General features: G+C 71.7%; 29 protein-coding genes and 1 pseudogene. 15 read left to right on the top strand and 15 right to left on the bottom strand.

Going from position 1 to position 26390, the window contains the following annotated elements:
- A partial coding sequence (locus ACZ7PG_RS00005) for a DUF8189 domain-containing protein (RefSeq protein ID WP_470236842.1) occupies positions 1 to 1032 on the top strand: 1032 nt, incomplete at its 5' end.
- A gap of 446 nt (positions 1033 to 1478) precedes the next feature.
- On the top strand, positions 1479 to 2198 hold the full coding sequence (locus ACZ7PG_RS00010; RefSeq protein ID WP_470236843.1) for a type 1 glutamine amidotransferase domain-containing protein: 720 nt from the start codon (positions 1479 to 1481) through the stop codon (positions 2196 to 2198).
- A 64-nt stretch (positions 2199 to 2262) separates the two neighbouring features.
- Here ACZ7PG_RS00010 and ACZ7PG_RS00015 read toward each other — a convergent pair.
- Positions 2263 to 2399: pseudogene (locus tag ACZ7PG_RS00015) on the bottom strand (IS256 family transposase); the annotation flags it as partial.
- Between the two features lie 13 nt (positions 2400 to 2412).
- Here ACZ7PG_RS00015 and ACZ7PG_RS00020 point away from each other — a divergent pair.
- Both ACZ7PG_RS00020 and ACZ7PG_RS00025 read left to right on the top strand, forming a co-directional pair.
- The gene (locus ACZ7PG_RS00020; protein WP_470236844.1) at positions 2413 to 2601 is read left to right on the top strand and encodes a hypothetical protein; all 189 of its coding nucleotides are present in this window, start codon (positions 2413 to 2415) and stop codon (positions 2599 to 2601) included.
- A gap of 160 nt (positions 2602 to 2761) precedes the next feature.
- Positions 2762 to 3691, top strand: coding sequence for a DMT family transporter (locus tag ACZ7PG_RS00025; RefSeq protein ID WP_470236845.1), 930 nt, complete (start codon positions 2762 to 2764; stop codon positions 3689 to 3691).
- 23 nt (positions 3692 to 3714) lie between these two features.
- Here the strand turns inward: ACZ7PG_RS00025 and ACZ7PG_RS00030 are convergent, their stop codons facing one another.
- On the bottom strand, positions 3715 to 4338 hold the full coding sequence (locus tag ACZ7PG_RS00030) for a TetR/AcrR family transcriptional regulator (RefSeq protein ID WP_470236846.1): 624 nt from the start codon (positions 4336 to 4338) through the stop codon (positions 3715 to 3717).
- 65 nt (positions 4339 to 4403) lie between these two features.
- Here ACZ7PG_RS00030 and ACZ7PG_RS00035 point away from each other — a divergent pair, with 65 nt between their 5' ends.
- On the top strand, positions 4404 to 5921 hold the full coding sequence (locus tag ACZ7PG_RS00035) for an FAD-dependent monooxygenase (RefSeq protein WP_470236847.1): 1518 nt from the start codon (positions 4404 to 4406) through the stop codon (positions 5919 to 5921).
- A 42-nt stretch (positions 5922 to 5963) separates the two neighbouring features.
- On the opposite strand, the gene ACZ7PG_RS00040 is transcribed toward ACZ7PG_RS00035, so the two are convergent.
- Complete coding sequence (locus tag ACZ7PG_RS00040) at positions 5964 to 6980, bottom strand: hypothetical protein (RefSeq protein ID WP_470236848.1); 1017 nt, start codon at positions 6978 to 6980, stop codon at positions 5964 to 5966.
- A gap of 123 nt (positions 6981 to 7103) precedes the next feature.
- Between ACZ7PG_RS00040 and pip the strand changes: the two genes are divergently transcribed.
- Positions 7104 to 8030: a prolyl aminopeptidase gene (gene pip / locus ACZ7PG_RS00045; protein ID WP_470236849.1), complete on the top strand. Its 927-nt coding sequence runs from the start codon at positions 7104 to 7106 to the stop codon at positions 8028 to 8030.
- Here pip and dmpG read toward each other — a convergent pair.
- The 3 genes from dmpG to ACZ7PG_RS00060 form a co-directional block, all read right to left on the bottom strand.
- On the bottom strand, positions 8027 to 9052 hold the full coding sequence (dmpG, locus tag ACZ7PG_RS00050) for a 4-hydroxy-2-oxovalerate aldolase (RefSeq protein WP_470236850.1): 1026 nt from the start codon (positions 9050 to 9052) through the stop codon (positions 8027 to 8029). The genes pip and dmpG overlap by 4 nt on opposite strands.
- Positions 9049 to 9948 (bottom strand): acetaldehyde dehydrogenase (acetylating), encoded by a 900-nt coding sequence (locus ACZ7PG_RS00055; RefSeq protein ID WP_470236851.1) that lies wholly within the window; start codon positions 9946 to 9948, stop codon positions 9049 to 9051. Before ACZ7PG_RS00055 ends, dmpG begins: the two co-directional genes overlap by 4 nt.
- 177 nt (positions 9949 to 10125) lie before the next feature.
- Complete coding sequence (locus ACZ7PG_RS00060) at positions 10126 to 10341, bottom strand: hypothetical protein (protein ID WP_470236852.1); 216 nt, start codon at positions 10339 to 10341, stop codon at positions 10126 to 10128.
- A gap of 201 nt (positions 10342 to 10542) precedes the next feature.
- Between ACZ7PG_RS00060 and ACZ7PG_RS00065 the strand changes: the two genes are divergently transcribed.
- Positions 10543 to 10758 (top strand): hypothetical protein, encoded by a 216-nt coding sequence (locus ACZ7PG_RS00065; RefSeq protein WP_470236853.1) that lies wholly within the window; start codon positions 10543 to 10545, stop codon positions 10756 to 10758.
- A gap of 2 nt (positions 10759 to 10760) precedes the next feature.
- Here ACZ7PG_RS00065 and ACZ7PG_RS00070 read toward each other — a convergent pair whose 3' ends face one another.
- The 3 genes from ACZ7PG_RS00070 to tuf all read right to left on the bottom strand — a co-directional run bounded on the left by ACZ7PG_RS00070 (position 10761) and on the right by tuf (position 14455).
- Positions 10761 to 11156: a hypothetical protein gene (locus tag ACZ7PG_RS00070; protein ID WP_470236854.1), complete on the bottom strand. Its 396-nt coding sequence runs from the start codon at positions 11154 to 11156 to the stop codon at positions 10761 to 10763.
- A 423-nt stretch (positions 11157 to 11579) separates the two neighbouring features.
- Positions 11580 to 13070 (bottom strand): rhamnogalacturonidase, encoded by a 1491-nt coding sequence (locus ACZ7PG_RS00075; protein WP_470238969.1) that lies wholly within the window; start codon positions 13068 to 13070, stop codon positions 11580 to 11582.
- 197 nt (positions 13071 to 13267) lie between these two features.
- Positions 13268 to 14455, bottom strand: a complete 1188-nt coding sequence (gene tuf, locus ACZ7PG_RS00080; protein ID WP_470236855.1) for an elongation factor Tu — start codon at positions 14453 to 14455, stop codon at positions 13268 to 13270.
- A gap of 321 nt (positions 14456 to 14776) precedes the next feature.
- Between tuf and ACZ7PG_RS00085 the strand changes: the two genes are divergently transcribed.
- Complete coding sequence (locus ACZ7PG_RS00085) at positions 14777 to 15457, top strand: hypothetical protein (protein WP_470236856.1); 681 nt, start codon at positions 14777 to 14779, stop codon at positions 15455 to 15457.
- Between the two features lie 129 nt (positions 15458 to 15586).
- On the opposite strand, the gene ACZ7PG_RS00090 is transcribed toward ACZ7PG_RS00085, so the two are convergent.
- Positions 15587 to 15883, bottom strand: a complete 297-nt coding sequence (locus ACZ7PG_RS00090; protein WP_470236857.1) for a hypothetical protein — start codon at positions 15881 to 15883, stop codon at positions 15587 to 15589.
- Positions 15884 to 16106: 223 nt separating this feature from the next.
- On the opposite strand from ACZ7PG_RS00090, the gene ACZ7PG_RS00095 reads away from it, so the two are divergent.
- Entirely contained in the window at positions 16107 to 17096 is a 990-nt protein-coding gene (locus tag ACZ7PG_RS00095; protein WP_470236858.1) for a sigma-70 family RNA polymerase sigma factor, read from the top strand.
- Here the strand turns inward: ACZ7PG_RS00095 and sigJ are convergent.
- A complete protein-coding gene (gene sigJ / locus ACZ7PG_RS00100; RefSeq protein WP_470236859.1) occupies positions 17093 to 17953 on the bottom strand; it encodes an RNA polymerase sigma factor SigJ in 861 nt (286 codons plus the stop codon). The two genes, ACZ7PG_RS00095 and sigJ, sit on opposite strands and share 4 nt — an antisense overlap.
- 100 nt (positions 17954 to 18053) lie before the next feature.
- Between sigJ and ACZ7PG_RS00105 the strand changes: the two genes are divergently transcribed.
- Together ACZ7PG_RS00105 and ACZ7PG_RS00110 are read left to right on the top strand one after the other, a co-directional pair.
- Positions 18054 to 18683, top strand: a complete 630-nt coding sequence (locus tag ACZ7PG_RS00105; protein ID WP_470236860.1) for an LUD domain-containing protein — start codon at positions 18054 to 18056, stop codon at positions 18681 to 18683.
- Positions 18684 to 18724: 41 nt separating this feature from the next.
- On the top strand, positions 18725 to 19336 hold the full coding sequence (locus tag ACZ7PG_RS00110) for a hypothetical protein (RefSeq protein ID WP_470236861.1): 612 nt from the start codon (positions 18725 to 18727) through the stop codon (positions 19334 to 19336).
- Here ACZ7PG_RS00110 and ACZ7PG_RS00115 read toward each other — a convergent pair.
- Entirely contained in the window at positions 19281 to 19865 is a 585-nt protein-coding gene (locus tag ACZ7PG_RS00115) for a helix-turn-helix domain-containing protein (RefSeq protein WP_470236862.1), read from the bottom strand. The genes ACZ7PG_RS00110 and ACZ7PG_RS00115 overlap by 56 nt on opposite strands.
- 77 nt (positions 19866 to 19942) lie before the next feature.
- On the opposite strand from ACZ7PG_RS00115, the gene ACZ7PG_RS00120 reads away from it, so the two are divergent.
- From ACZ7PG_RS00120 to ACZ7PG_RS00130, 3 genes are all read left to right on the top strand, one after another.
- Positions 19943 to 20878 carry an NAD(P)/FAD-dependent oxidoreductase gene (locus tag ACZ7PG_RS00120; RefSeq protein WP_470236863.1) on the top strand — a complete coding sequence of 312 codons (936 nt, stop codon included), beginning with the start codon at positions 19943 to 19945 and terminating at the stop codon, positions 20876 to 20878.
- Positions 20879 to 20941: 63 nt separating this feature from the next.
- The gene (locus ACZ7PG_RS00125) at positions 20942 to 21397 is read left to right on the top strand and encodes a group II truncated hemoglobin (protein ID WP_470236864.1); all 456 of its coding nucleotides are present in this window, start codon (positions 20942 to 20944) and stop codon (positions 21395 to 21397) included.
- A gap of 161 nt (positions 21398 to 21558) precedes the next feature.
- Positions 21559 to 22125 carry a TIGR03086 family metal-binding protein gene (locus tag ACZ7PG_RS00130; protein WP_470236865.1) on the top strand — a complete coding sequence of 189 codons (567 nt, stop codon included), beginning with the start codon at positions 21559 to 21561 and terminating at the stop codon, positions 22123 to 22125.
- Here ACZ7PG_RS00130 and ACZ7PG_RS00135 read toward each other — a convergent pair.
- Positions 22097 to 23002 carry an NAD-dependent protein deacetylase gene (locus tag ACZ7PG_RS00135; RefSeq protein WP_470236866.1) on the bottom strand — a complete coding sequence of 302 codons (906 nt, stop codon included), beginning with the start codon at positions 23000 to 23002 and terminating at the stop codon, positions 22097 to 22099. The genes ACZ7PG_RS00130 and ACZ7PG_RS00135 overlap by 29 nt on opposite strands.
- A gap of 60 nt (positions 23003 to 23062) precedes the next feature.
- Positions 23063 to 23947 (bottom strand): bifunctional helix-turn-helix transcriptional regulator/GNAT family N-acetyltransferase, encoded by an 885-nt coding sequence (locus tag ACZ7PG_RS00140; protein ID WP_470236867.1) that lies wholly within the window; start codon positions 23945 to 23947, stop codon positions 23063 to 23065.
- Positions 23948 to 24011: 64 nt separating this feature from the next.
- Between ACZ7PG_RS00140 and ACZ7PG_RS00145 the strand changes: the two genes are divergently transcribed.
- A complete protein-coding gene (locus ACZ7PG_RS00145; protein WP_470236868.1) occupies positions 24012 to 25466 on the top strand; it encodes a serine/threonine-protein kinase in 1455 nt (484 codons plus the stop codon).
- Here the strand turns inward: ACZ7PG_RS00145 and ACZ7PG_RS00150 are convergent.
- Positions 25456 to 26373 (bottom strand): DUF3800 domain-containing protein, encoded by a 918-nt coding sequence (locus tag ACZ7PG_RS00150; protein ID WP_470236869.1) that lies wholly within the window; start codon positions 26371 to 26373, stop codon positions 25456 to 25458. The genes ACZ7PG_RS00145 and ACZ7PG_RS00150 overlap by 11 nt on opposite strands.
- Positions 26374 to 26390: the final 17 nt, after the last annotated feature.

Here is a 26390-nt window from a genome sequence, read left to right on the forward strand (position 1 = left end):
TCGGTGGTGGCTCCGGTGCCGGGTGGTGAAGGCACGTTCAACGCGCTGACCTCCTCGGTGGAGATGTTCGCCCGCGGAACCGACGGGCTGCTGGGACACACCTACCTGGGACCGGACGGGAAATCCGGAGCCTGGAGCGTGAACGGGCCGTGGCAGATCACGGGCCGGCCGGTGTCGGTGTTCAACCCGAACTCGGGCTCGGTGGAAATCTACGCCCGGGACACCCTCGGCTACCTGATCCACTCCTACATCGGGACCGACGGCAAATACGGGCCCTGGACCCGGGTCGGAGACTGGAAGATCGCCGGTTCACCGGCAGCGGTCTACAACCCCAACTCCCGGGCAGTGGAGGTCTACGCCCAGGCCACCGACGGCTACCTGCTCCACAACTACCTCGGCAGCGACGGCCAGAACGGCACCTGGTCGACGGTCGGGAACTGGAAGATCGCCGACACCCCCACCGCGGTCTACAACCCCAACTCCCGCTCGGTCGAAATCTACGCCCGCGCCACCGACGACTTCCTGATCCACAACTACCTGCTACCCGACGGCAACCACGGCACCTGGACCACCGTCGGGGACTGGAAGATCGCCGGAGCCCCGGCCGCGGTGTTCAACGACGCCCGCCGCTCGATCGAGGTCTACGCCCGCGCCACCGACGGCTACCTGCTCCACAACTACCTCGGCACCGACGGCCAGAACGGCACCTGGTCGGTCGTCGGAGACTGGAAAATCACCGAAAACCCCGCCGCGGCCTACAACCCCAACTCCCGGGCGGTCGAAATCTACGCCCGCGCCACCGACAAGTTCCTGATCCACAACTACCTGCTGCCCGACGGCAACCACGGCACCTGGAGCACCGTCGGCACCTGGACCATCAGCAACACCCCCACCGCCGTCTACCACCCCTCCCGCCACTCCATCGAGGTCTACGCCCGCTCCATGGACGGCTACCTCGTCCACAACTACCTCGGCAACGACGGCCAAAACGGCACCTGGACCGTCGCCGACAACCACCCCATCACCGACTAAAACCCCACCCTCTTGGCGCCGCGGCCGGCCACCACCCGCCGCGGCGCCACACCACACCCACCAGCACCACCAACACCTGGGCGCTGAGCTGCCTACGGATCGGCCCATGGCGCCGGTGTGTCCGAAAGGGACATATGGCGTGATCGAGCCGGCGGGCGAGAAGAGTTGCCGAAATCGGCCGGTCCTGCCGTCGCTTGTCTGCTGTTGGGTCAGCGCCCCCGGCCGTCGTCGCGGTAGAAGACCAGGTCGGCTTCGGGTAGCGCGCTGCTTGCTCCCGGGCCTTCGGGATGCCGCGCAGTTCGACGCGCAGCGGTCCCAGCCGTCGCAGGCGGACCAGGTCCGTGACCGGCTCGGTCGTCGTGAGAACCAGCGGCGTGCTCACCGTACGCGTCCCGAAGGTGGACGCCGCCAAGCCCAACAAGATCAAGATCACCGGTGGCTGACCGATGACCCGAATCCTGGTGGTGCTCTCCGGCAGCGACCACTGGACGCTCGCGGACGGTACCCGGCTCCCTACCGGTTACTGGGCCGAGGAGTTCGTCGTGCCGCACAACGGGTTCCGCACCCAGGGTGACGAGGTGGTCGTCGCCACCCCGGGCGGGGTGGCGCCGACGGTGGACCGGAGGAGCCTGGACCCGGAGATGGCGGGCGGCGAGAGGAAAGCCACCGCGTTCCGCGACTACCTCGACGCGATCGCCACCGAACTGGCCCAGCCGATGGTGCTGCAGCACGCGATCGGGCACGTCGCCGACTACGACGCCATCTACATCCCCGGCGGGCACGGGCCGATGGAGGATCTGGCCGGCTTCCAGCCGCTCGGCGAGCTCCTCGTCCAGTTCTTCGACACGGGCCGCGTCGTCACGGCGGTCTGCCACGGTCCGGCGGCACTGCTCCCGGCCAACCGGCGCAACGGCGACTGGCTGTTCGAGGGCAGGCGAATGACGGGGTACACCAACGAGGAGGAGCGCCTGGCCGGCCTGGCCGACCGCGCGCCGTGGCTGCTGGAGGACCGGCTGCGGGAGCGGGGCGCGGACTTCAAGACGGGCGCGCCGTGGGAGCCGCACGTCGTGGTGGACGCCAACCTGCTCACCGGCCAGAACCCGGCGTCGTCCCAGGCGGCCACCGACTGGACGCTGCGTGAACTGCGCGTACACAACGCACTGTGAGACAGCGCCCAGTTCCGAACGGGTTTGCCAAACGAGCGGTTCCTCGGGGCGAGGGGAACTGCTTGCGTCCGGCCGCCAGGCGGCCGTCGAAGGCGATCTCGAACGCGTTCAACGCGGGTTTCCGGGCATGGTCCAGCGTTCGTGTCCGGTGCCGGTCGGGTCCAGGCTCATGATCGCCATGTAGACGCACTTGAGCGCGGCTTAGGTTCAGGTGATGGGGCTGGAGCCGTTGACAGTCATCGGCAAAGCGTTGCCGGACTTGTCCGCTCACCACGACAACCCCAACGCGGCCAACGTGGGTAACCACCCCAGCACCCATGGTGACAACACCGGCGACGGCAACCAGCTGACCAGCAACGGAATCCCGAACCTCGCCCTGCCTGTTCCGAGTGCCTCCGGGTAGGGAAAACTCCACCCGCACGGTGAGGTCGTCTCCAGGACCGGTTGGGGTGCCACCCACATCGTGTGCGGCGCGACAGCCGGACAGACTTGGCCCAGATGACCGACTTTCCACCCCGCCCCAGGGACGGTGACCGGTTGCGGCGCGTATCGGAGGGTTCCGGATGAACATCATCGGGATCGCGTTTGCCATGGCAGGCGCCGTGTTCGCCGCGCTGGCCGCGCACATGCAGCACCGGGCGGTGCACACGACGATGCGGGACGCCGACGATGGGCCGACGCTCCGACTTCGTTCGTTCAGCCGGTTGCTGTGCCAGTCCGGCTGGCTGCTCGGCCTGCTCGTGATGATCGTCGGCGGGACCCTGCACGCGGTGGCGCTCGGCCTCGCGCCGGTCATCGTGGTGCAGCCGGTCGGTGTGCTCGCGGTCGGTGCGACCGCGCTGTTCGCTGCCAGGGCCGGCGGGCCGAAGCTCACCGGACGCGGCTGGCTGGCGGTTGGTGCGATCGCGGCAGGTGTGGCCGGTTTCGTGGCGATCGCGGCGAACAACACCACACCGACCGAGGTGAGCGGTTCCGCCGGCCTCCAAGCCGGCAAACTCGTCGCCGCCGGCGTGGTCGGCATGACCCTGCTCGCCATGACGACGAAGGGCCGGGCGCGCGGCCTCGCGTTCGCCACCGCCGCGGCCACGGCCTACGGGCTGGTCTCGGTGCTGACCAGGGCGGTGCTGCAGCAGGCTCAGCACGGCGGTCCGCTCTCCACCCTGATCGTTTCCGCGATCGCCATCCTGCTCGCCCTGCTCCTCGGCGCCTGGCTGGTGCAGCAGGCCTATGCCAGCGCACCACCACACACGGTCATGGCATGCATCACCGTGGTGGACCCGATCGTCGCCTTGGCGATCGGGGTCGGGCTGCTCGGCGAAGCGAGCTCGATCAGCGGATGGGTCGCCGCTTCCGGGCTGCTCTGCGCACTCCTCGCCATCGGTGGCGTGCTGGCGCTAGCCCGGTACACCGATCATCGCAGCGAGAACGTCCAGCCGCTCTCGGTCCCCGATTCGGACAAGCGACCAGCGCCGGAACCCGTTCGCGCGGGGTGAACCCAGGGTGAGCCCGGCCGGGGTCAGCCCGGGAAGTCGCCCACGCCGTGTTCCACCAGGTCGAACGCCCGGTCGATCACCTCGACCTGCTCGCGCCGGACGACGTCGGCGTCGTCGCCGGCCACGATCCGGCCCATGGCGTACGAAAACACCGTCGTGACCGCCGTGGTCAGCAACCCCGCCACCATCCGGGAGCGGAACGCGTCCCCCGTCTCCGAGACGAACACCTCCGCGAACGCGTCCGCGATCTCCCGCTCCTGCTCGTACCAGCGGGCCGTCAGCGCCGGGCTCGACGTCAGCACCCACCAGAACCCGGGGCCTCCGGCGATGGCCCCGGACAGCGGATGGCCGGCCGCGAGCAGCGAGTGCTGGTACGCGCGCAGGGCAGCGCACGCCGACACCCCCTCCGGCCGGTCGCGGACCACCGAAGTCAGCTCCGCCAGGCGATCCGCGTGCCGGTCCAGGAAGAGATCCTCCTTGCGCGGGAAGTAGTTGAACACCGTCATCTTCGACACGCCCGCCGCCTCGGCGATCTCCGCCACCGTCACCTCGTCGAAGCCGCGCTGGATGAACAGGCCCGAGGCCACGTTCGAAATCAGCTGGCGCGTGGCCCGCTTCTTCCGCTCGCGCAGTCCGTGATCCGCCATGAGCCGAGAGTATAGACCGGACACAAAGTTTGACTCGGTAAAAGTTTCCCGGCATCATCGGTGACATGAACTGGGATGTGGTGATCTCCGGGGGCGGACCGGTCGGATTGATGCTGGCCTGCGAACTCCGGCTCAAGAACGTGGACGTGCTCGTCGTCGAGCGGCTCGCCGAGCCGGATCAGACGATCAAGGCCGGGTCGGTCAACCTGACGACCGGCGAAGCTTTCTACCGCCGTGGCCTGCTGCCCGCGGTGGAAGCGGTGGTGCAGCAGAACTTCGCCAAGATCCAGGAGTTCCTGAAATCGCGGGGCGGGGGCGGGCCGAAGCCGGCGATCCCCGTCGGGCACTTCGCCGGGATCATGGTCGCCTCCCACGGCGTCCACTTCGACGACCCCGCTTTCCGGGACGTCGGGCCCGCGGCGAACGTCGTCGTCATCCAGCAGCAGGCCGTCGAGGCCATCCTCGCCGAACGCGCCGCCGAGCTGGGGGTCGAGGTCCGGCGGGGCGTCGAGGTGACCGGGTTCGACGCCGACGACGACGGCGTCACCGTGCGGCTCAGCGACCAGACCGAGGTACGCGGGAGCTGGCTCGTCGGGGCGGACGGCGGCCGCAGCTTCGTCCGGAAGCACGCCGGGTTCGCGTTCCCCGGCACCGATCCCGCCGTCACCGGACGGCAGGCCCTCACCGAGATCACCGGGACCGAAACCCTGCCCGGCGGCTGGCAGCACGGCAACGGCGGGCTCTACGTCCACGGCCCGATGCCCGGCCGGATCCTCACCGTCGAGTTCGACGGGCCGCCCGCGGACCGCGACACCCCGGTCACCGCGCAGGAGCTGGAAGACAGCTTCCGGCGCGTCTCCGGCGCCGACGTCCGGATCACCGCGGTCCACAGCGCGACGCGCTTCACCGACAACGCGCGGCAGGCGACCACCTACCGCCAGGGCCGCGTGCTCCTGGCGGGCGACGCCGCGCACGTCCACTCCCCCTTCGGCGGGCAGGGACTCAACCTCGGCATCGGCGACGCCGTCAACCTCGGCTGGAAGCTCGCCGCGACCATCCGCGGCTGGGCGCCCGACGGCCTCCTCGACACCTACACAACCGAACGCCACCCGATCGGCGAGTGGGTCCTCGAGTGGACGCGGGCGCAGGTCGCGCTGATGCGCAGTGACGTCCGGACCAAGGCGCTGCGCCAGGTCGTCACCGATCTGCTGCTCACCGACGACGGCGCGACGTACCTGGCCAAGAAGCTCTCCGGCGTCCTGCACCGGTACCCGATCGAGGGCGAGCACGACCTCACCGGCCGCGGCGCGCCCGACTTCGCGTTCGCCGACGGCACCCGGCTCGGCGAGCACCTGCAGGACGGCCGGGCGCTCCTGCTCGACCTCGCCGACGACGCCGGACTGCGCGAAACGGCGAGCGGCTGGGCCGGCCGCGTCACCACGCTGACCGCCAAGTGCGACAGCGAGCCGTCGCTGACCGGCGTACTGATCCGGCCGGACGGGCACATCGCCTGGGCCGGTGACGACGGCGCGACGACCGGACTGGACGCCGCGCTGCGCCGGTGGTTCGGCGAACCCGCCTGACTAAGAGGGGCGCGCCGGGTTTCCGGCGCGCCCCCCTTCGCGTCAGTAAGCGACCGCGAAGGCGTGGCTCATCGCGTCGTTGTGCGTCGAAGTCGAGCCGGCCGCGTCCGGCAAGCCGCTCGCCGCCATCTGCACGGCGCCCGTCGACCCGCTCAGCCAGTCCGTCTTCACGTAGAAGTTGAACTTCGGCACGCAGCCGTTGCCCGTCGCCGCGGCGAAGTGCGTGTTGAGCGGGACCACCATGTGGTGGACGTCGCGGCGGACTACCGCCGTCACGCTCGCGGACGAGTCCGTCTTGCAGAGCGTGCCGTCGGCCTTCCACTGGTTGACGTACAGCGTCACGCGCGCCGTCATGCTGTTCACCGGGCAGTCGTAGTTCGCCGGTTCCGGGTAGCAGGCCATGAGCTCCTGGTCGCCGAACACGCTGAGCCCGGCCACCGGCGCCGTCTCGAAGATCTCGGTCCCGGGCTCGCGCACTGTCTTGTCCGTGGAGTTCAGCGCGATGACGCGCCCGGTCGGCGTGTCGCCGTCGTCGGCCTGCGGCGGCGTGCCGGCCGTCGTGTTCGCGACGCTGGTGTCCGCGAACTTCAGCTCGCCGCTCGCCAGCCGCACGGTCGAGGTGCCCAGGCCGAGGTTCGCGCTGCGCAGGTACGTCGTGCAGGTGACCGTGCCGGCCGCGCCGGGGTGCACGAGGAACCGGGTCGTGACGCCGATGTCCCGCAACGACGCCGGGGCGTCGGCGCTCGCGATCAGGACGTTCTGGCCGAGCACCTCGTTCTTCGTCCAGCCGCTCGTGCTCGAGCAGCGGACCTCGTTGTCGATCAGCGTCGTGTTCGACGCGTTGTTCGCCCGCAGCGTCGAGTAGACGTACGCGGTCTGGGTCGCGGTCATGGACAGCTGGACCGAGCCGAGCGCCGCGACGTACTGGGTCTCGTGCGGCGAGGTCACCGTGCGCGGGGTGAACGTCACCGACGTCGCCGCCTGCGCCGCCCCGGCGGTGCCGAGCAGCCCCGCGAACGTCGCCGCGCAGGCCACGGCGGCGAAGATCCTGCGTTTCATCGAAATCCCCTCGGAAGTTGTGGGTGCGGTCCGGCATGATCACCGGCCTGGACCGAGTCTGGCGGGCTTCCGGCGCGGCCGGACCGGTCTGTTCCGGACATTGACCGAAGGTGGACACGCGCGATGCCCGAGATGTTCCCGTTGACCGAGCCCGACGCCCACGGCCTGCTCGACGTCGGCGACGGGCACCGGATCTTCTGGGAGACCAGCGGAAATCCGGCCGGCAAGCCCGCGGTCGTGCTGCACGGCGGGCCGGGTCAGGGCAGCGCGCCGGGCATGCGGCGGATGTTCGACCCCGCCCGCTACCGGGTGGTGCTGCTCGACCAGCGCGGCTGCGGCCGGAGCGTGCCGCACGCGACGACGTCGGTGCGCGACAACACCACCGACCACCTGGTGGCCGACCTGGAGAAGCTGCGCGAGCACCTCGGCATCGAGCGCTGGATGGTGACCGGCGGCTCGTGGGGCACGACCCTGGCGCTCGTGTACGCCGAACGTTTCCCCGAACGAGTGACGGAACTCGTGGTGAGCGCGATCAGCACCACGCGCCGTTCGGAGATCGACTGGCTCTACCGCGGGGTGAGCCGGTTCTTCCCGGAAGAGTGGGCGCGCTTCACCCTCGGCACCGACGACGACGTCGCCGCGTACGCGCGGCTGATGGCCGACCCCGACCCGGCGGTCCGCGACCGGGCGGCGGCCGCGTGGTGGCGGTGGGAGAACGTGGTGCTGTCGCTCGAGCCCTGCGCTCCCCCGGTCCGCGACGAGCCGGTGGACGACGCGACGCTCGCGTTCGTCACGCTCACTACGCACTACTACGCGAACGCCGGCTGGCTGGAGGAAGGCGCCGTGATCCGGGATGCGGGGCGGCTCGCCGGCATCCCGGGCGTGCTGATCCACGGCCGCCTCGACCTCAGCTGCCCGGTGACGACCGCGTACGAGCTGGCCGAGGCCTGGCCGGGCGCCGAACTGCTCGTCGACGACCATGCCGGGCACCGGTCCAGCGCCGTCAAGCGCGACTGGAAGCTCGCGGCGCTGGACCGGTTCGCGGGTTAGCCCTCCGCCGCCAGCGTCACCGCGACGTCGATGATCATGTCCTCCTGGCCGCCGACCAGCGCGAGTTCGCCGCAGCGGCGCAGGATCGCCTGCGCCGGGACGCCGTAGCGCTCCGCCGCGCGCTCGGCGTGCAGCAGGAAGCTCGAGTACACCCCGGCCCAGCCCTGCACGATCGCGTTGCGGTCCATCTTCGGCCAGCGGTTCAGGTACGGGCGGACGACCTCCTCCGCGCCGTCGAGCAGGGCGCCGACGTCGAGGCCGGTGTCGATGCCCAGGCGGTCGAACACCGCCGCGAGGACCTCCGTCGGCGAGTTGCCGGCGCCCGCGCCGAGCGCGCAGAGCGACCCGTCGATGTAGCGCACCCCGGCTTCGTACGCCAGGACGGAGTTCGCGACGCCGAGGCTCAGGTTCTGGTGGCCGTGGTAGCCGACCCACGCCGTGTCGCCGACCTCGGCGACCAGCGCCTCGAACCGGTCACGGGCTTCGTGCATCAGCAGCGCGCCGGCCGAGTCCGTCACGTACGCCGCCTGGCAGCCCGCGTCGACCATGATCCGCGCCTGTTTCGCGAGGTCATCCGGCGGCGTCCGGTGCGCCATCATGAGGAACCCGGCGGTCTCCATGCCGAGTTCGCGCGCCAGCCCGAAGTGCTGCGGCGAGACGTCGGCCTCGGTGCAGTGCGTCGCCACCCGCACCATCTCCGCGCCCGCGTCGAAGGCGCGCTGGAGGTCTTCCGCGGTGCCGATGCCCGGCACGAGCAGCACGGCGATCTTCGCCTGCTTCGCCTCTTCGCGGGCCGCGGCGATCAGCTTGAGCTCGTCGACGGCGGAAAAGCCGTAGGTGAACGACGAGCCGCCGAGACCGTCGCCGTGGGTCACTTCGATCACCTCGACGCCGGCGCGGTCGAGCGCGCGCACGGTGTCGCGCACCTGCTGCTCGGTGAAGCGGTGGGCCATCGCGTGACTGCCGTCGCGCAGCGTCGTGTCGACGATCCGGACGTCGTGCTTCAGTTCAGGACGGCTCATGCCGTCACCTCCTGCTTCGCGCGGGCCATGAGCTCGCCGACGCGGGCGGCCGCGGCGGTCATGATGTCGAGGTTCCCGGCGTACTCCGGCAGGTAGTCGCCGTTGCCGCGGACCTCGAGGAAGATCCCGACCCGCGCGTGGCCGTCCCACTCCTCGCGCGCGTCGTCGAACTGCGGATCGGCCCGCAGCGAGTATCCGGGGACGTACTTGCGGACCTCGTCGACCATCTCGTGGACCGACTCGGCGATCGCGTCGCGGTCGGCGTCGAGCCCGATCGCGCAGAAGACGGTGTCCCGCATGATCATCGGCGGCTCGACCGGGTTCAGGATGATGATCGCCTTGCCGCGCCCGGCGCCGCCGATCTCGGCGACCGCCTGCGACGTCGTGCGCGTGAACTCGTCGATGTTGGCGCGCGTGCCCGGGCCCGCGCCGCGCGACGCGACCGACGCGACGATCTCCGCGTACGGCACCGGCGTCACGCGGGAAACCGCGTGCACCATGGGGATCGTGGCCTGACCGCCGCAGGTGATCATGGAGACGTTCGGCGCGTCGAGGTGCGCGCCGAGGTTCACCGGCGGGCACACCATCGGGCCGAGGTGCGCGGGGGTCAGGTCGATCGCCTGGATGCCGGCGGCCTCGTAGAGCGGAGCGTTGGCCGCGTGCGCCTTGGCCGACGTCGCCTCGAACACGAGGTCCGGCAGGGGATCCTGGCGCAACAGCCAGTCGACGCCCTCGGCGGACGCCGCGATCCCCTGCGCGCGGGCGCGTTCGAGCCCGTCGGACTCGACCACGCCGACCACGTAACCGACTTCGATGTTTTCGCTGTGTCGCAGCTTCGCCAGCAGATCGGTGCCGATGTTGCCGGGGCCGACGATCGCCGCCTTCACGGGAGCCATGTCTCCGACGGTCGCACCGCGGCTCGTTCCCCGGACAGTCTCGCGTTCCGGTCAGTGGAACGTCGCAGGGCGAGCGCGCCGATCGGGCCGACGTGCGGCAGGAGGATCGTGGCGGCGGCGATCAGGAGTGCCGCGGGCACGAAGGTGAGCGGCGCGCGCCGGCCAGGAAGGTGACAGTCAGTCCACTTCGGACTCTTGATTGGCCAGCACCCCCTTGAGGACGGTCAGCCGCGTGACTTCCGTTGCCGGCAAAGGCGGGGTGGCGAACCAGAGGGCGGCGGCGGTCGCGAGGCTCAGCAGGCCGAGCAGGACGAAGGCCGTCCGCCAGCCGGCGAGCTGCCCGGTGACCACGGTGACGACCGGCGCGGCGGCGACGATGCCGGGGACGGTCATGGTCCAGCGGCGGTGCCGTCGGAGACCCCGACGGTCAGCGCGGCGACGGCACCTTTGGTGCTCAGGAAGGTCAAGTAGACCGACGGCGGCGGGCGAGCGCCGGCAGGATCGCGACAGCTCGGGGTCACGTCGGATTCCCGCCGGTTTGATCGACACGCGTTCGGGGCAGATCCGTGGAGAGATCCCGACGGAGGAGGTCCGATGACCGAGCGGCGTTGGCACGTCATCCCGAGCACGGCCCCGCTGTGCTGGCTGAACCTGGGGGTGGGGGCGGTCCTGCTGCTGTCGAGCATCCTGACGCTGGCGAGAACGGACGCGCCGGCCCCGGTGCTGTCGGTGATCGCCGCGGTGGCGGCGGTGGCGTTGATCGTCCTGGCGACGGTGGGGCTGGCCCGCCCTGGACTCCGCGGCCGCTGAGGTCAGGGGTGTTTGCAGCGCTGGTTCTCGATGTCCCAGGCTCCGCCGCTGTCCAGGCAGTCCGTGAACTCCCGTTGCCCGTCGACCCAGGCCTTGTGTCCGGCGCACACGTCGTACTTCGCTTCGTCGCCGTCCCGGCACTGGTAGCCGAACTGGGGCGGCTTCCGGGTCGGCGTCTTGCGAACTGACGACTTCTTGGTGGCGGCAGGAGCGGGAGCGGGCGTTGTCACGCTGGAGGTCGGCAGCAGGGTGACGGTCACGACGGGCGTCGGCTCGATGGTGAGCACCGTTTCGGTGGTGATGGGCTGAGCCGGGGCACGCGCTGGCGACGGCGAAGCGCCACACGCCGCCGTCGCCGCGCCGGCAGCCAGCGCCACTCCGCACAACCACGTCTTCATCGGCAGGCCTTCGACGACTCGGAGCCCGGACCGTCGTTCAGTCGGCGAGCACGCGGCGATGGTTACAGCGATCGCACCACTGTCGCCGGATCGCAATGTGGGAGCCAGCCGACGTCAGCGCGGGCGTCGGCGGGTGGTCGTGTGGCGGGTCGTCGGCTTCTTCGCCGTCGTCGTCGGTGGGTGGGCCCTCGTCCGCGTGGTCGCCTGGGTCGTCGTGATCGCACGGGGATTCCGTCGTGGCCGGAAAGTCCGTCGTGGACGGTCGTGGCTGAACCACCCGCCCACTCCCCGATCCGCCGCCCGCGCTCACGACCAGGCCGCACCACCACATCCTCACCGGCCGGACGCTAGCAGCGGTTGTAGCGCGCGATACGACAAAACCGGCCGGGCCCCGCGGCGGCGGCGGGGCCCGGCCGGCCGGCTCTACAGCTCCTGGTGGTCCGCGTGCTCCACCCGGGCCGCCTCCAGCGGGCGGCCGTCGCTCAGCCGGAAGTCGTCCACGCCGTCCAGGACGAACGTCGGGGTTCCCGCCACCTTGTCCGCGCGGCAATGGTGGACGTCGAGATCTGCTACGTCACGTACCACGAACGCCGGGCGCGTGTCGGATACTCCGAATCGGACGTCCACATTGTCCAGACTGATCCCCCGCGCGTGGCGGATGAAGAACCCGTACGCCGGCAGTGTTCCGAACATCGAGGGCTCGGGGTAAGCGGTTTCCAGCTCCGGTGGATTCTGGACCGCATCGCCCGGGGTCAGGCCGCCGGCCAGGTGGTGGCGGACGTTGCTCACCTTCACGTCCTCGATCGGGTGGCCCGGGATGCCCGCGATGCACGACGGGTAGCGCGGATCCGCGTCGAACGTCGTCACGTCGCTGATGCTCACCCGGCGCAGGAACCCGACCGCACTGCCCGCCGGGCCGCGCATGCGCGCGCCCAGCCTCAAGAACAGGGGCATCTGGACTTTGCGCATCGTCAGGTTGCTGATCGTCACGTCCTCCAGCCACCCGCCGTCGACCGTCTCCAGGGCCAGGCCGCGGCAGTACTCGAACACCACGTTGGAGATCGCGATGTTGCGGAACCCGCCGTTGGCCTCCGTGCCGAACTTGACCCGGCCGGTGCGCCCGTACGACGACGTCTTGTACGTGCCGTCGACCAGGGTGCCGAGGTCGTAACCGCTGACGAAACAGTTGTCGATCGTCACGTTTTCCGTGTCCCGCACCTGGTTCAGCGCGTACGAGCTCTTCAGCACGATCGCGTCGTCGTTCGGCGAGTTCACCGTCGTGTTCGCGATCCGGACGTTCTTGCAGCAGTCGATGTTGATGCCGTCGCGGTTGGTGTCGATCACCAGTCCGTCGATGCGGAAGTTGTCGACGCCGGTCGGCAGGATGCCGAAGTGCCCGCCGTTGACGATCGTGATGTCGCGGATCGCGACGTTGCGGCACAGCTTCAGCGCGATCGCCTTGTTGCCGTTGAGCGGCGCGGACTCGGCGCTGCCGCCGGCGACGAGACCCTTGCCGTCGATCTTGCCCGGCCCCTCGATGGTGACGTTCTCCAGGTTCTCGCCCCAGATCAGGCTGTTGTGCCAGTGGCTGTGCCCGAAGTCCTGGTACGGGTTGCCCGCGCCCGGCTCGGCCGGGTCGTAGCCCTTGCCGCCCGCCGGCGCGGCCGCGAGGATCGTCGCGTTCGCCGCCAGGTACAGCGCCACGTTGCTCTTGAGGTGGATCGAATAGCTCGCGTACGTCCCCGCCGGGAAGTACACCGTCCCGCCGCGGGCCGCGGCCGCGTCGATCGCGCGGTTGATCGCGGCGGTGTCGATCGCGCGCCCGTCGCCCTTCGCGCCGAACTTCGTGACGTCGAAGAACCGGCCCGGCGTACCGTCCTCCGCCGCGCCGGCCGGAGATCCGATGAATGGCAGTGCGGCGCCGGCCGCCGCTCCCCAGGTGACCGCACGACGACGGCTGAACGCTTCACCCACGAAAGCTCCCTTTCCTAGCAACGACGAAAACACCACGCGGTGTTTCCGACGGCGGATCGGGAATGCGCGAGTTCAGGCTAGGAGCAAATGATCGGATGAGTCAAGCGCGGCCCCCGCCGAAGCAGGGGCCGCGCCCTTCAGTCCAGCACCTCGGTGACGGTGCCCGCGGCCACCGTCAGCCGGCCTTCGCGCATCGCGAACCCGAGACCCGGGCTCATCGCGACCGGCTGGCCGAGCTCCACCGTCAGCGAAGCCGCCTCACCCGGCCGGACCGCCGTGACGCCCCCGGCGAGGGCGACCACCCCGACGACGTCGCTGGTGCGGAAGTGGAACTGCGGCCGGTAGTTCGCCGCGAACGGCGTCCGCCTGCCACCCTCGGCGGCCGACAGCACGTGGACGTCCGCGCGGAACCGCGTGTGCGGCCGGACGCTGCCCGGCAGGCAGACGACCTGCCCGCGCCGGACCTCGCCGCGCTTCACCCCGCGCAGCAGCACCGCGGCGTTGTCACCCGCCTCGGCGCGCTCCATCGGCTTGCCGAACGTCTCGAGCCCGGTGGCCACGCTCGCGACGGCCGGGCCGAGCCCGATCACCTCGACTGCGTCACCGACGCCGAGGACGCCCTGCTCCACCGCGCCGGTCACGACGGTGCCGCGGCCGGTGATGGTCAGGACGTTCTCGATCGGCATGAGGAACGGCAGGTCGAGCCGCCGCGGCGGGATCGGCACGTGCTCGTCGACGGCCTCGAGGAGGTCGAGGATCCGCTGCGTCCACAGCGGGTCGCCGTCGAGCGCGCGCAGTCCCGACACGCGGACGACCGGCACGGCGTCGCCGTCGAACCCGTACCGGGTCAGCAGCTCGCGGACCTCGAGCTCGACCAGGTCGAGCAGGTCCTCGTCGTCGGCCAGGTCGGCCTTGTTGAGCGCGACCACGAGGTGCTCGACGCCGATCCGGCGCGCCAGCACGACGTGCTCGCGCGTCTGCGGCATCGCGCCGTCCTGCGCCGAGACCACGAGCACCGCGCCGTCCAGCTGGGCCGCACCGGTGATCATGTTCTTGACGTAGTCGGCGTGGCCCGGCATGTCGACGTGCGCGTAGTGCCGGGTCGGCGTCTCGTACTCGACGTGCGCGATGTTGATGGTGATGCCGCGCTCGATCTCCTCCGGCGCACGGTCGATGCGGTCGAAGGCGACGTACTGGTTGGCGCCGCCGCGCTCGGCCAGCACCTTGGTGATGGCGGCGGTGAGGGTGGTCTTGCCGTGGTCGACGTGGCCCATCGTGCCGATGTTGAGGTGCGGCTTGGTGCGTACGTACTGCTGCTTGCTCATGGGATTTCCCTGTACTGAGAAAGGAATGCGCGCGAAACCGGGTGAGCGCGTCGACCCTCCCCCGGCGGTTCCGCGCCTGTGTCAGGGGAATCGGGGAAGGGTCAGCTTCGAGCGCCGCTGGACCGGGCCGAAAGCGGCCGTGCCGAAAGGGCGCTCGGCAGGGACGAGCCTGCGAGCGTCGCGCTATCGGACACGGGGAACATGATCCGGAGGGTGTCACGAGGAAGGTCGTGGTGTCACCCGGTTTACGCGGGCGCCGTAACAGCGGCGTCGCCGGTGCCGACTCTGGGCGCTGTCACCGGGCCGATTTGGAGCGACGTCATGGACCATAGGGAACTCGCCGAGGCGACCGTCGTCGCCATCGCCGACCATTTCTGCGCGGCCCGCTCAGGAGTGCTGTTTTCGGAGCACGCATCGCGGACGGTGGCAGAGATCGTCGCGGTGGTCAGGTCGGCTTGCGGTATCGACACGCCCGTCATTGGGGACCTGCGGCGGAATCCGGGCAATAGCGACGTCCGCCGCCACGCGGCGGCATTGCTGACGCGGACGCTCGACGACGATGAGCGCCTCGCCCCGGCGCTCGGCAAGGCACTCGGCCGGAGCGAACCCGCCGAGGTTCCGGCCGCCGACGCCCCGGCCGCCAGCGTTCCGATGCGGGACACCGCTCCGATCGCCTGGACCCACCGCTACACGCCAGCTCCGGAGCGCGATACCGATCGCACGGTCATCCGGCTCGGTGCCGGGCTGCTGGTCATCGGCCTGGCCATCGGGGTGTTCTTCGTCGTCCAGATTCTGGCGGCACCGATCACAGCAGAATCGACATGCGAAGATTACCTGCGGATGTCGACTCAAGACCGGGCCGAAGCCGTCATCCAGGTCGGCTTGGACCTGCACGTCCGGGACGCGGGCAACCCCCTCATGCGGCTCTCGGTCGACTACGCCTGCGGGATCTCCCCCCAAACGACACTCGGCGCCGTTCTGAGCCGGCCGCGGGGCTACTGAATACGGCCGGCTCGCGGCCGCATCACGAGCGCCGCCATGCGGTACTCGCACGGCTCGTCGGCGCGGTTCGCGTACAAATACGTTGCGTCAGAGCTAAAGTGGGTCGAGTCACACGCCGCCCGAATGTACTCAGCCGAACTGCCGGCCAGCCACAGCGTGCCCGGCTCCACCGCGGCGAACTCGTGTGAACCCGCCGCGTGCGCGGGAAATCACCGGCGTCACAGCGAGCAGGCAAAGTCGTCCCAATCCACTCGAGGTTGACCCCACCATGACGGGCGTCAGTGCCGTGCGGTGCCAGCCGCCCGCCGTGGCGACGTGGTCGTGCCTCTCCGCGCGCCGGACGATCACCTCGTCCGCTCCCATGCCGGCCAGCAGGTACGACAACGACCACTCCAGACTGTCGGCGATGCGGGACAGCACCATCACCGTCGGAGTCTGCTGGACGAGCTGCTCGAGCGGTGCGCCGCCGTGGGTGCCCGGCAGACAATCGCCATCGTCGTCTCCGGCAGCCCCGCGTCGCAAAGGTGCACCGCGCGGCCAGGTTCACCGACGCTGGGGGCTGCGGCACGTTGGGTTCAAGCACGGCCGGTGGTTCGACACTCTTCTGATTCAACCCGGGCTCGGCTGAGGCGTCGGGCAGGATACGGTCATGGACACCGAAGCCGACCTCCTCGAAGCGGCCCGGCGCGACGACCGCGGCGCGTTCGACCGGCTCGTGCGGCCCTACCAGAGCGAGCTGCGCGCCCACTGCTACCGGCTGCTCGGTGCCCTGCACGACGCGGAAGACGCGCTGCAGGAGGCGCTGCTCGGCGCGTGGCGCGGGCTGGCCGGGTTCGAGGGACGCAGCTCGGTGCGCGCGTGGCTCTACCGGATCGCCACGAACGCCTGCCTCCGGCTGATCAAGCAGCGGCCCCGACGGCTGATGCCGCGTGACCACCACCCGGCGGCGAACCCCGGCGACGCGCTCGACGGCCCGGTCGACGGCGAGGCGTTCGTCGAGCCCTACCCCGAGGACGACTGGGACCCGCAGCGCCGCTTCGAGCTGCGCGAGAGCGTCGAGCTCGCCTTCGTTGCCGCGTTGCAGCACCTGCCCGGCACCCAGCGGGCCGTGCTGATCCTGCGAGACGTGCTCGCGTTCTCGGCCGCCGAAGTCGCCGAAGCGCTCGACACGTCCGTCGCCTCGGTGAACAGCGCGCTGCAACGGGCCCGCAAGACCCTCGAGCAGCGGACGCCGTCGCGGAGCCAGCAGGCGACGTTGCGCAGCCTCGGCGAGGACGCGGAACGCGCGCTGGTGGCGGACTTCGTCGCGGCCTGGGAACGCGCCGACGTCCCGGCGCTGCTCGACCTGCTCGCCGAGGACGCGCGCTTCACGATGCCGCCGCTGCCCGCGTGGTTCGACGGCCGCGACGACGTCGGCCGCTTCCTGGCCGGCAGCGTGTTCGCCACGCCGTGGCGGCTGGTGCCGATCCGGGCGGGCGGTCAGCTCGCGTTCGCGTGCTACCAGCGTCACCCCGACGGCGTGTTCCGCATCGGCTGCGTGAACGTCCTGACGCTGCGCGGCGACCGGATCGTGGAGATCATCGGTTTTCTCGACCCGGCGATGTACGCGGGCTTCGGCCTGCCGGCGGAGCTCCCCTAGTCCGTCCAGCGACGGAGCTTCTCGGGGTTGCGGACGACCCAGATGTGCTTGATCCGGTCGCCGGCGACGTCGAACGCGAACACCGTCACGATCACGCCGTCCTGCCGGGCGACCAGCCCGGGCCGGCCGTTGACCGTGCGTTCCACGAAAGCCATCGTGGCGGGCTTGCGGCCGGCCAGCTCGATCCAGGCGTGCGCGATCCGCTCGCCGCCCTCGATGGGGTGCGGGAAGGCGATGGCGAGGCCGCCGCCGTCGGCGGTCGCGGTGGCGCCGGGGTCGAGCAGGCCGATCAGGGCGTCGATGTCCTTGGCTTCCCACGCGCGTTTGAACTCCCGGACGATCCCCGCCTGCCGGGCCGGCGGCGTCGCGGGATCGTGCGACGCGCGGATCCGGCGCCGGGCCGAGGAGGCCAGCTGGCGGCACGCGGCCGGCGTGCGGCCGACGATCTCGGCGACTTCCGCGAAGGAGTGGCAGAAGACGTCGTGCAGGATGAACGCGACGCGCTCGGCCGGGGTCATCGACTCGAGCACGACCAGGAAGGCCATGCTGACCGACTCGTCCAGCGTGACGCGGTCGGCCGGGTCGTCCTCGCGGTTTTCGGGCACCGGCTCGGGGATCCACTCGCCGACGTAGGTTTCGCGACGGACCCGCGCCGAGCCGAGCAGGGTGAGGCAGATGCGACCGGTGACGGTCGTCAGCCAGGCGCCCGGCGACGCGATGGCGTCCTGCTGCGGCTTCGTCAGGGCGTACCACCGGGTGTAGGCCTCCTGGACGGCGTCCTCGGCCTCGGCCAGGGAGCCCAGGAGCCGGTAGGCGAGGTTGATCAGCCGGCGCCGCTCGCTCGTGAACACGTCCACCCTCTTATGACGGCGCAGCCGTGCGGAATGTGAGGCCTGACGTTTCGGGTGGCTGCGCGGTCGTACCCGGGAAACCGATTCGACCACGCCAGGAGCCACCATGACCACCCAGTCGCCGACCACCCCTTTCGCGGACGCGGCGTCCGCCCGGAGTCTGGAGCGGGCGGCCGCCGCGCTGACCGCCCACGGGTTCGCCACGGAGATCCTCGACGACGCGGCGGCCGCGCGGGCCCGCGTCGCCTCGCTCATCTCCGAGGGGGCCAGCGTGTTCACCGGGGCGAGCGAGACGCTGCGCCTGTCGGGCATCGACGCGGACATCAACGCCGGGTCGCGCTACCAGGCGGTCAAGCCGCTGGCGATGGCGATCGACCGCGCGACGGGGGCGGACGAGATCCGCCGGTTGCTCGCGAGCCCGGACGTCGTGGTGGGCAGCGTCGCGGCGGTGACCGAAACCGGGTCATTGGTGGCGGCGTCGGGCAGCGGGAGTCAGCTGCCCGCGTATTCGGGCGGCGCCGGTCGGGCGATCTGGGTGGTCGGGGCGCAGAAGGTGGTGCCGGATCTGGAGACGGCGCTGCGTCGGGTCGAGGAGCATTGCCTGCCGCTGGAGAGCGTGCGGACGCAGGAGGTGCATGGGTGGCCCAGTGCGGTCAACCGCCTGTTGGTCATGAACGGCGAGCCCCGTCCGGGGCGGGCGACCGTGTTGCTGCTGAGGGAGGCGATCGGCTTCTAACGGGTGTGGCGCCGGAGGTCGCGCGGCGCGAAGATGAGCCGGTGGACGACCCCACCGCGGCCCTCCTCGCCGAGTACGCGGCGCTCCGAAGCGAAACGGAGCGCCGCTCGACGATCCAGTGGAACGTCTTCGCCCTGCAGGTCGCCTCGGCCGGCGCGATCATCAGCCTGGCGATCGCGTCGGCGACGAACTCCGCGCTGCTCCTCGTGGTCCCGCTCACGTCGTACATGCTCGGCGCCCGCTATATCCTGCACGACTTCCACCTCAAGCTGATCCACCGGTACGTCCGGGACTCCTTGAGCGAGCGGTTGTCCGGGAACCTCCAGTGGGAAGCCTGGCGTGACCGCGAGCTGGACCGGGTGACGGCCCCTCGGCGGTGGTTCACCTCGACCGGCTGGAACGCCGTGCACCCGACCCGGCTCGCCTTCGTGGGCGTCGCCGCGCTGGCGGTCGTCGGAGCCCTGGTCACCGGGATCTTCCTGTGGGTCACCCGATCGCCCGGCTGGCCCGTGATCACCGCGTTCGGCCTGGGCTGGCTGGTGGACGCGCTGGCCACCGTGCGCCTGAACCGGATCTTCGCCGGTGCCCGCGATGGCTCTAGCGGGACTTCGCCCTCAGGTGGAGCCGCTCCCCCTGTTTCCCGAACAGGCTGAGGATCTCCGCGGGCCGGCCCACCGCGCCGAACCAGTGGGGCAGCCTCGTGTCGAACTCCGCCGCCTCGCCCGGGCCCAGCGTCATGTCCCGGTCGGCCAGGATCAGCCTCAACCGTCCCGACAGGACGTACAGCCACTCGTACCCCTCGTGGACCTGGGGGTCCGGCTCGCCCGTCTCCGGCTCGAGGATCATCTTGAACGCCTGGGGCGCGCCCGGCTGGCGGGTCAGGGGCAGGACCGTCATCGTCGCGCCGTTGGCGCGGGGGAAGCGGCGGGCCGTCAGGCGGACGCGGGGGTCGCCGACCTCGGGCGCGCCGACCAGCTCGTCCAGGGGCACCTGGTGGGCCTGGGCGATCGGCAGCAGCAGCTCGAGGCTCGGCTTGCGCTGGCCGGACTCCAGCCGCGACAGCGTGCTCTTCGAGATGCCCGTCGCCGTCGACAGGTCGGCCAGCGTGACCCGGCGCTGGGTGCGGACCCTCTTGAGCCGGGGGCCGACCTCGGCCAGTGCGTGGGTGATGGCGTCCGTCATCCCTCCAGGAAACGCGCTCGTCCCGGAAACGGCAACATTTGTTGTCGGAATCGCGAAGGCGGGCTCAAGGTGGCGGCATGACCGAAAACAACTATGACGTCCTGGTGGTGGGTGGCGGGGCCGCGGGCCTGAGCGCCGCCCTGATGCTCGGCCGCGCGCGGCGACGCGTCGTGGTCGTCGACGGCGGCTCGCCCCGCAACGCGCCCGCCGAGCACATGCACGGCTTCCTCTCCCGCGACGGCCTGCCGCCGTCCGAACTGCTCAAGATCGGCCGTGAGGAGCTCGCCGGCTACGGCGTCGAGATCCTCCAAGACCAGGTCAGCGCGCTCGAACCCGGCTTCACCGCGCGGCTCGCGAGCAGCGGCCGGGAGCTGACCGCCCGGCGCGTGCTGGTCGCGACCGGCGTCCACGACGACCTGCCGCCCATCCCCGGTCTGCGCGAAAGCTGGGGTACCGACGCCGTGACCTGCCCGTACTGCCACGGCTACGAGGTCCGCGACCAGCCGCTCGGCGTCCTCGGCACCGAACCCGCGAGCGTCGAGCACGCGCTGCTGGTGCGCCAGTGGTCGCCCGATGTCGTCTACTTCGCCCACACCGCACCACCGTCCGAAGAGGACCGCGAACGGCTCGGCGCGCGAGGCATCGAGGTCGTCGACGGGCTCGTCTCCGCCGTCCGGCGGGAAAACGGCCACCTCACCGGGCTCGAGCTCGGCGCGCAGTTCGTGCCGCGCGCGGAGCTGTTCGTCCGGACGCACACCGTCCCGCACGACGAGCTCATCCGCCGGCTCGGCTACGAGGAGACGGACGCGATGGGCAAGACGAACGTGCCGGGTGTCTGGGCCGCCGGGAACGTCGTCGACGCGCGGGCGACCGTGATCATCGCCGCCGCCCAGGGCGCGGCCGCCGGCGGCGCGCTGAACCACGACCTCGTGACCGAGGACGTCCGGCGGGCGGTCGACGCGTTCGGCGGCTTCACCCCCGAAGCCGAACGCGCCGCCGTCCGGGCGCGCTGACGTCCTGGGTCCTGGCGCGCCGACGTCCTGGCGTTCGGTGCCCGGCCGTGCCAGGCTCGGCCGGTGCGTCCGACCCTGTACGACTTCGCCGGCGGCGACCCCGCGTTCCGCGCGCTGGCCGCCGCCCACCACGAGCGCTGCCTGGCCGACCCCGAGCTGAACCACCCGTTCTCGCACCCGGGGCAGCACCCGCAGCACGTCGACCGGCTGGCCCGCTACTGGGCCGAGGTCCTGGGCGGCCCGCCGCGGTTCTCCGAAGAGTGCAGCGACCACTCCGCGATGCTGCGGATGCACGCCGGCAACGGCGACATGAGCGACCTCGGCCGCCGGTTCGTCGAATGCTTCGTGCGAGCCGCGGACGACGCCGGCCTGCCCGCCGATCCGGAGTTCCGGGCCGCGCTGCGGTCCTACATGGAATGGGCGGTCGCCGAGGTGCTGACCTACCCGGGCCCGGCCGGCGACGTGCCCGCGGGGCTCGCGATGCCGCACTGGTCGTGGGACGGGTTGCAGCCGGTGTAACGCTCGGCGGGTCCGCCGCGTCTTGTGAACAACGACCGGCTGTGGAGGTCCGTCGCAGAGCCGGTCCGAGCGCGTTTCCCCCCAACCCGCCCGGACCGGCTCGCCCACTACGTCCGATTCCCGCGAGCGTCGCCGCCGGCGGCCGGGCCAGAGTGGACGCCATGTCCCTCGACCGCTTCCTGCTCGCGAGCAAGGGTTTCGAGCACCACCTCCGCGCGGTGCCGCCCGACGGCTGGACCGCCCCGACGCCGTGCGCCGCATGGGACGTGCGGGCGCTGGTGAACCACATGACCCGCGGCAACCTCAACTACGTCGGGCTCCTGCGCGGCGCCACCCGCGACGAGTTCCTGGCCGCCCGCGACGCCGACGCGCTCGGCGACGACCCGGTGACGGCGTTCACCGCCTCGGTCCGGGCGTGCGCGGCGGCCTTCGCGGAAGAAGGCGCGCTGGACCGGGTCGTCGACTACCCGCTGGGCGCGTTGACCGGACGGCGCGCGCTGGCCGTCCGCGCGACCGACAGCACCGTCCACACCTGGGACCTCGCCCGCGCTCTCGGCGCCGACGACACCCTCGACCCGGGACTCGTCGCGTGGATCGACGAGAGCCACGACGACATCTTCGCGGGGCTGGCGCTGAACTCGCGGGTCTTCGCCGATCCGCCGCCGGGCGTCCCGACGACGTCCAGGCAGGACCGGGTGCTCACGCGCTTCGGCCGCGATCCTCGCTGAGGTCGCAGCCCAGCCGGCCGGCCAGCTCGGTCAGCGCCTGCCCCAGCGGCCGGTCGACGCGCACCGAGGCGTAGCGGTCGCCGCGGGTCTCGCCGTGGTTGACGATCACGACCGGCTTGGCCGCGGCCGCCGCGTGGCGGACGAAGCGCAGGCCCGACATCACGGTCAGGGACGACCCCAGCACCAGCAGCGCGTCGGCCTCGTCGACCAGGCGGTAGCACTGCTCGACGCGAGACCTCGGCACGTTCTCGCCGAAGAACACGACGTCCGGCTTGAGCTTGCCGTCGCACGAAGCGCAGGGCACCGGGGTGAACCGGCGCACGACGGCCTCGGGCAGCTCGACGTCGCCGTCCGGGTTGATCCGGGTGGCGGCGCCGTCGAAGTCCGGGTTGGCGGCCCGCAGGCGCCGGTCCAGCTCGGCGCGCGGGCTGGTGCGGCGGCAGTCCAGGCAGATCACGCGGTCCAGGCTGCCGTGCAGCTCGACGGCGTCCTCGGTGCCGGCCGCCTGGTGCAGCCCGTCGACGTTCTGCGTGATGACGCCGCCGAAGAACCCGCCGTCGCGCAGGGCCGCGACCGCGCGGTGGCCGTCGTTCGGGTCGGCGCGGGCGATGGTGCGCCACCCGAGGTGGCTGCGCGCCCAGTACCGCTGCCGGCCCTCGGCGCTGGTGACGAACTCGTCGTAGGTCATCGGCGTGTGCCGCCGCAGGCTGCCGGTTTCGCCGCGGTAGTCGGGGATCCCGGACTCGGTGGACAGCCCGGCCCCGCTGAGCACGGCGACGCGCCCGCGCGCGACGACGCCGGCGAGCTCGTCGAGGCTCGCGGTCCGGGGCAGCGGCGCGTCCGGGGACGTCCAGGTCAGGGTGGGGCGGGTCCGCACCGGATCCAGGGTACGCACATGAGCCCGCACCGCCGTGCTGACGCCGCTCGCGCCGGTCCCCTAGGCGAGCCGCTTCTCGAACCAGTGGTCGGCGTAGTGCTCGTCGTTGAACGGTGCGACCTCGCGGTACCCCGCCGCGCGGTACAGGCCGATCGCTTCGTCGAGCGCGCGGTTCGTCTGCAGCCGGAGCGCGCGGACGCCGAGGCTCGCCGCGTGGGTCTCCAGCTCGGTCAGCAGCCGGCGGCCCAGCCCGAGACCGCGTGCCGACGGCGCTACCCACATCCGCTTGACCTCGGCGGGTGCGTCGCCGTGGAGCTTCAGCGCTCCGCAGCCGATCGGCTCGCCGTGCAGGGTGGCCACCAGCAGGACGCCGGCCGGTGGGGTCATCTCGGCGTCGGCCGCGGAAATGCTGCGGCCGGGGTCGAAGCCGTCGTCGAACCGGCCCGCCAGCTCCGCGAAGTAGGCGCGCAGGCAGAACCGGGCGTTCGCGTGCCCGGGCGGGCACGGGGCGACGTCGACCGCCGACGCCGTCAGGAGCCGCTCGACCTCGGCCATCGCCGTGACGAGCCGGGTGCGCTGCCGGCCGGACAACGGAGCGAGGAGCGCGGTGGCCGCGTCGTCGGAGAGCCGGTCGAGCGCGGCGCGTTCGACCTGCCCGGCCTCGGTGAGCCGCGCGGTGCGGACGCGGCCGTCGGCGGCGCTCGGCTCGACGCGCACCAGGCCGTCGCGCTCCAGGCCGCGCAGCAGTCGGCTCAGGTAGCCGGAGTCGAGGTCGAGGCGTTCCCGCAGCTCACGGACGTCGCGCCCGGCGGCGCCGATCTCCCACAGCACCCGCGCCTCGCCCAGCGGCCGGGCACGGGCGAGGAAGGCGTCGTCGAGCGCGCCGATCCGCTGGGTGACCGTCCGGTTGAACCGCCGGACGCCGTCGACGAGGTCGGAGTCCATTACCTGACTATAGTCAGAGATTCCGCGGTAGGGCAGAATTCTCCGCGTCTGCGGAGGGAAGCGCGTGAGCTGGCAGTTCGGGCCGTACCGCGTGGAGTCGCTCATCGCCCGCGGGGGCATGGGCGAGGTCCACCGCGCCTACGACAGCCGCCACGACCGCGTCGTGGCCCTCAAGCTGCTGTCGACGGACTTCGCCGCCGACCACGACTTCCAGGAACGCTTCCGGCGCGAAGCCCACGCGGTGGCGCGGCTGCGCGAGCCGCACGTGATCCCGATCCACGCCTACGGCGAGATCGACGGGCGCCTCTACCTCGACATGCGCCTGGTCGACGGCGACGACCTCGGCACCCGGCTGACCGCGGGCGGGGCGCTCGCTCCGGCCGAGGCGGTCGACGTCGTCGGGCAGGTCGCCCAGGCACTGGCCGCCGCGCACGCCGAAGGCCTGGTGCACCGGGACGTCAAGCCGTCGAACGTGCTGGTCGGCGCGACCGGGTTCGCCTACCTCGTGGACTTCGGCATCGCCCGCGCGGCCGGCCCCAGCACCGAGCTGACCATCACCGGCGGCGCCGTCGGAACGCTCGACTACATGGCGCCCGAACGCTTCACGGACGCGCCGGCCGACCACCGCGTCGACGTCTATTCGCTGGCCTGCGTGCTGCACCAGTGCCTGACCGGCAGCAAGCCGTTCACGGCGACGACGGCCGCGTCGCTGATCGGCGCGCACCTGCACCAGCCGCCACCCCTGCCGAGCGCGGTGCGGTCCGGACTGCCCGCCGCCTTCGACGCCGTGATCGCGCGCGGCATGGCGAAGGACCCCGAGGCGCGCTTCGGCAGCGTCACGGAGCTGGCGGCCGCCGCCCGGGCCGCGCTCGGCGGCACGGTCCCGGTCACCGCCGCCGCTCCCCCGACCCGGCAGGCCACCCGCGTCGCGCCGGCCACGGCTCCGGCCCCGGCCGAAGTCCGGCGGCGGCCGTCGAAGGCGCCGTGGCTGGTCGCCGGCGTGGCTCTGCTCGCGCTCGTGGCCGTCGTCGGGTGGTTCGCCGTCCTCAAGCCCTCGTTCCAGGCCGGGACGACACCCGGCTCGACGCCGCCCGCGACGACGTCCGCCTCGTCCAGCGCGCCGCCGACGACCCCCGCGCCGGTCACGACCACGCAGGTGAGCGTCCGGACGACCGTCGCCACCACCGTCGCGAGCGGCGCCGACCTCGGCCTGGCGACCGCGATGAGCACGCCGGCGTGCGACGGCTCGTACGTCGTCGTCCTCGGCTCCGCGATCACCCCGGCCCGTTACCGCGCCGACGTCCAGCGGATCCTCGACGCCCACCCGGGCGCGCGGTACCTGCACACGCCGAGCACCGGCTGCGGCTCGCTGCGGCAGCAGGTCGACGGCGCCGACGTGTACGCCGTCTACGACGGGCCGTTCGCCGCCAAGGAGTCCGCGTGCGCGCGGCGCAGCGGCAGCGCGTACGTCAAGCGGCTCGACAACACGACGTCGCCCACGCAGGTCGTCAGCTGCTGAGCCCGTTCCAGACGGAGTCGGCGTCCACAAAGGACCTCAGCAGTCCGGTCAGCACGGTGTCGCCGCGCCCGTTCAGCGCGTCGGAGGCGATCCGGCGGGCGACGCCGGCGAGGAAGTCGGCGACCTGCACGCGGGCGTCGGACCGCGAGTCGACGAACCGGACGCCGGCCAGCCGGTGCCCGAGCGTCGCCTTGAGCTGCAGCACGCGCTCGGCGGTCAGGGCGAGCTGTTCGTCGTGGACCAGGGCGACCGGGGTGCCGCCGGCGCTGAAGTGCCGGACGGTGTGGATCACCGCGGGCACCAACGGGTCCAGCACCGGGACCAGGCCGGGATCGCTCGCCAGCCGGGCGCGGTAGCCGGCCACGCGGTCGGCGCCACCGCTCAGCCGGGCCATGATCTCGCCGGCTTCGCCGGGGACCGCCGCGAGTTCGCCGGCCAGCGCGAAGAACTCCGCCGGCGACGTCGTGACGCCGCGCCGGGGGTTGAGGCGCAGGACGCTGGTGAACGCGGCGAGGAAGTACGCCCAGCGGGCGGCGCCGAACGCGGCCGGGCCGGTGCGGTGGAGGGTGCGCGCCATGGCGTCGGTGCCGTGCTCGGCCAGCAGCGTGACCGCGGCCCGTACGGCGAAGAACGTCTTGTCGGTCAGGTGGACGTGCCCGCGGCCGTCGAGCGGGCCCGCGGGGTCGAGCAGCCACTCGAGCACCGGGCGGTGCTTGCCGCGCAGCAGGTGGTTCGCCTTGTACTCCTCGGCGGGCGAACCGATGCGGGCACGGATCTCTTCGACGCAGCCGCGCGCGGCCTCGGGGGTCAGCCCGACACCGGCGTGGGCGAAGACGTCGGTCTCGCCGCCGACGAGGTTTTCGCCCTCCGAGCCCGACTCGTCGCAGGCGATCTCGACCGGGCTCACCGGTCCGATGGTGCCAG

Source organism: Amycolatopsis sp. NPDC114504 (assembly GCF_055633595.1).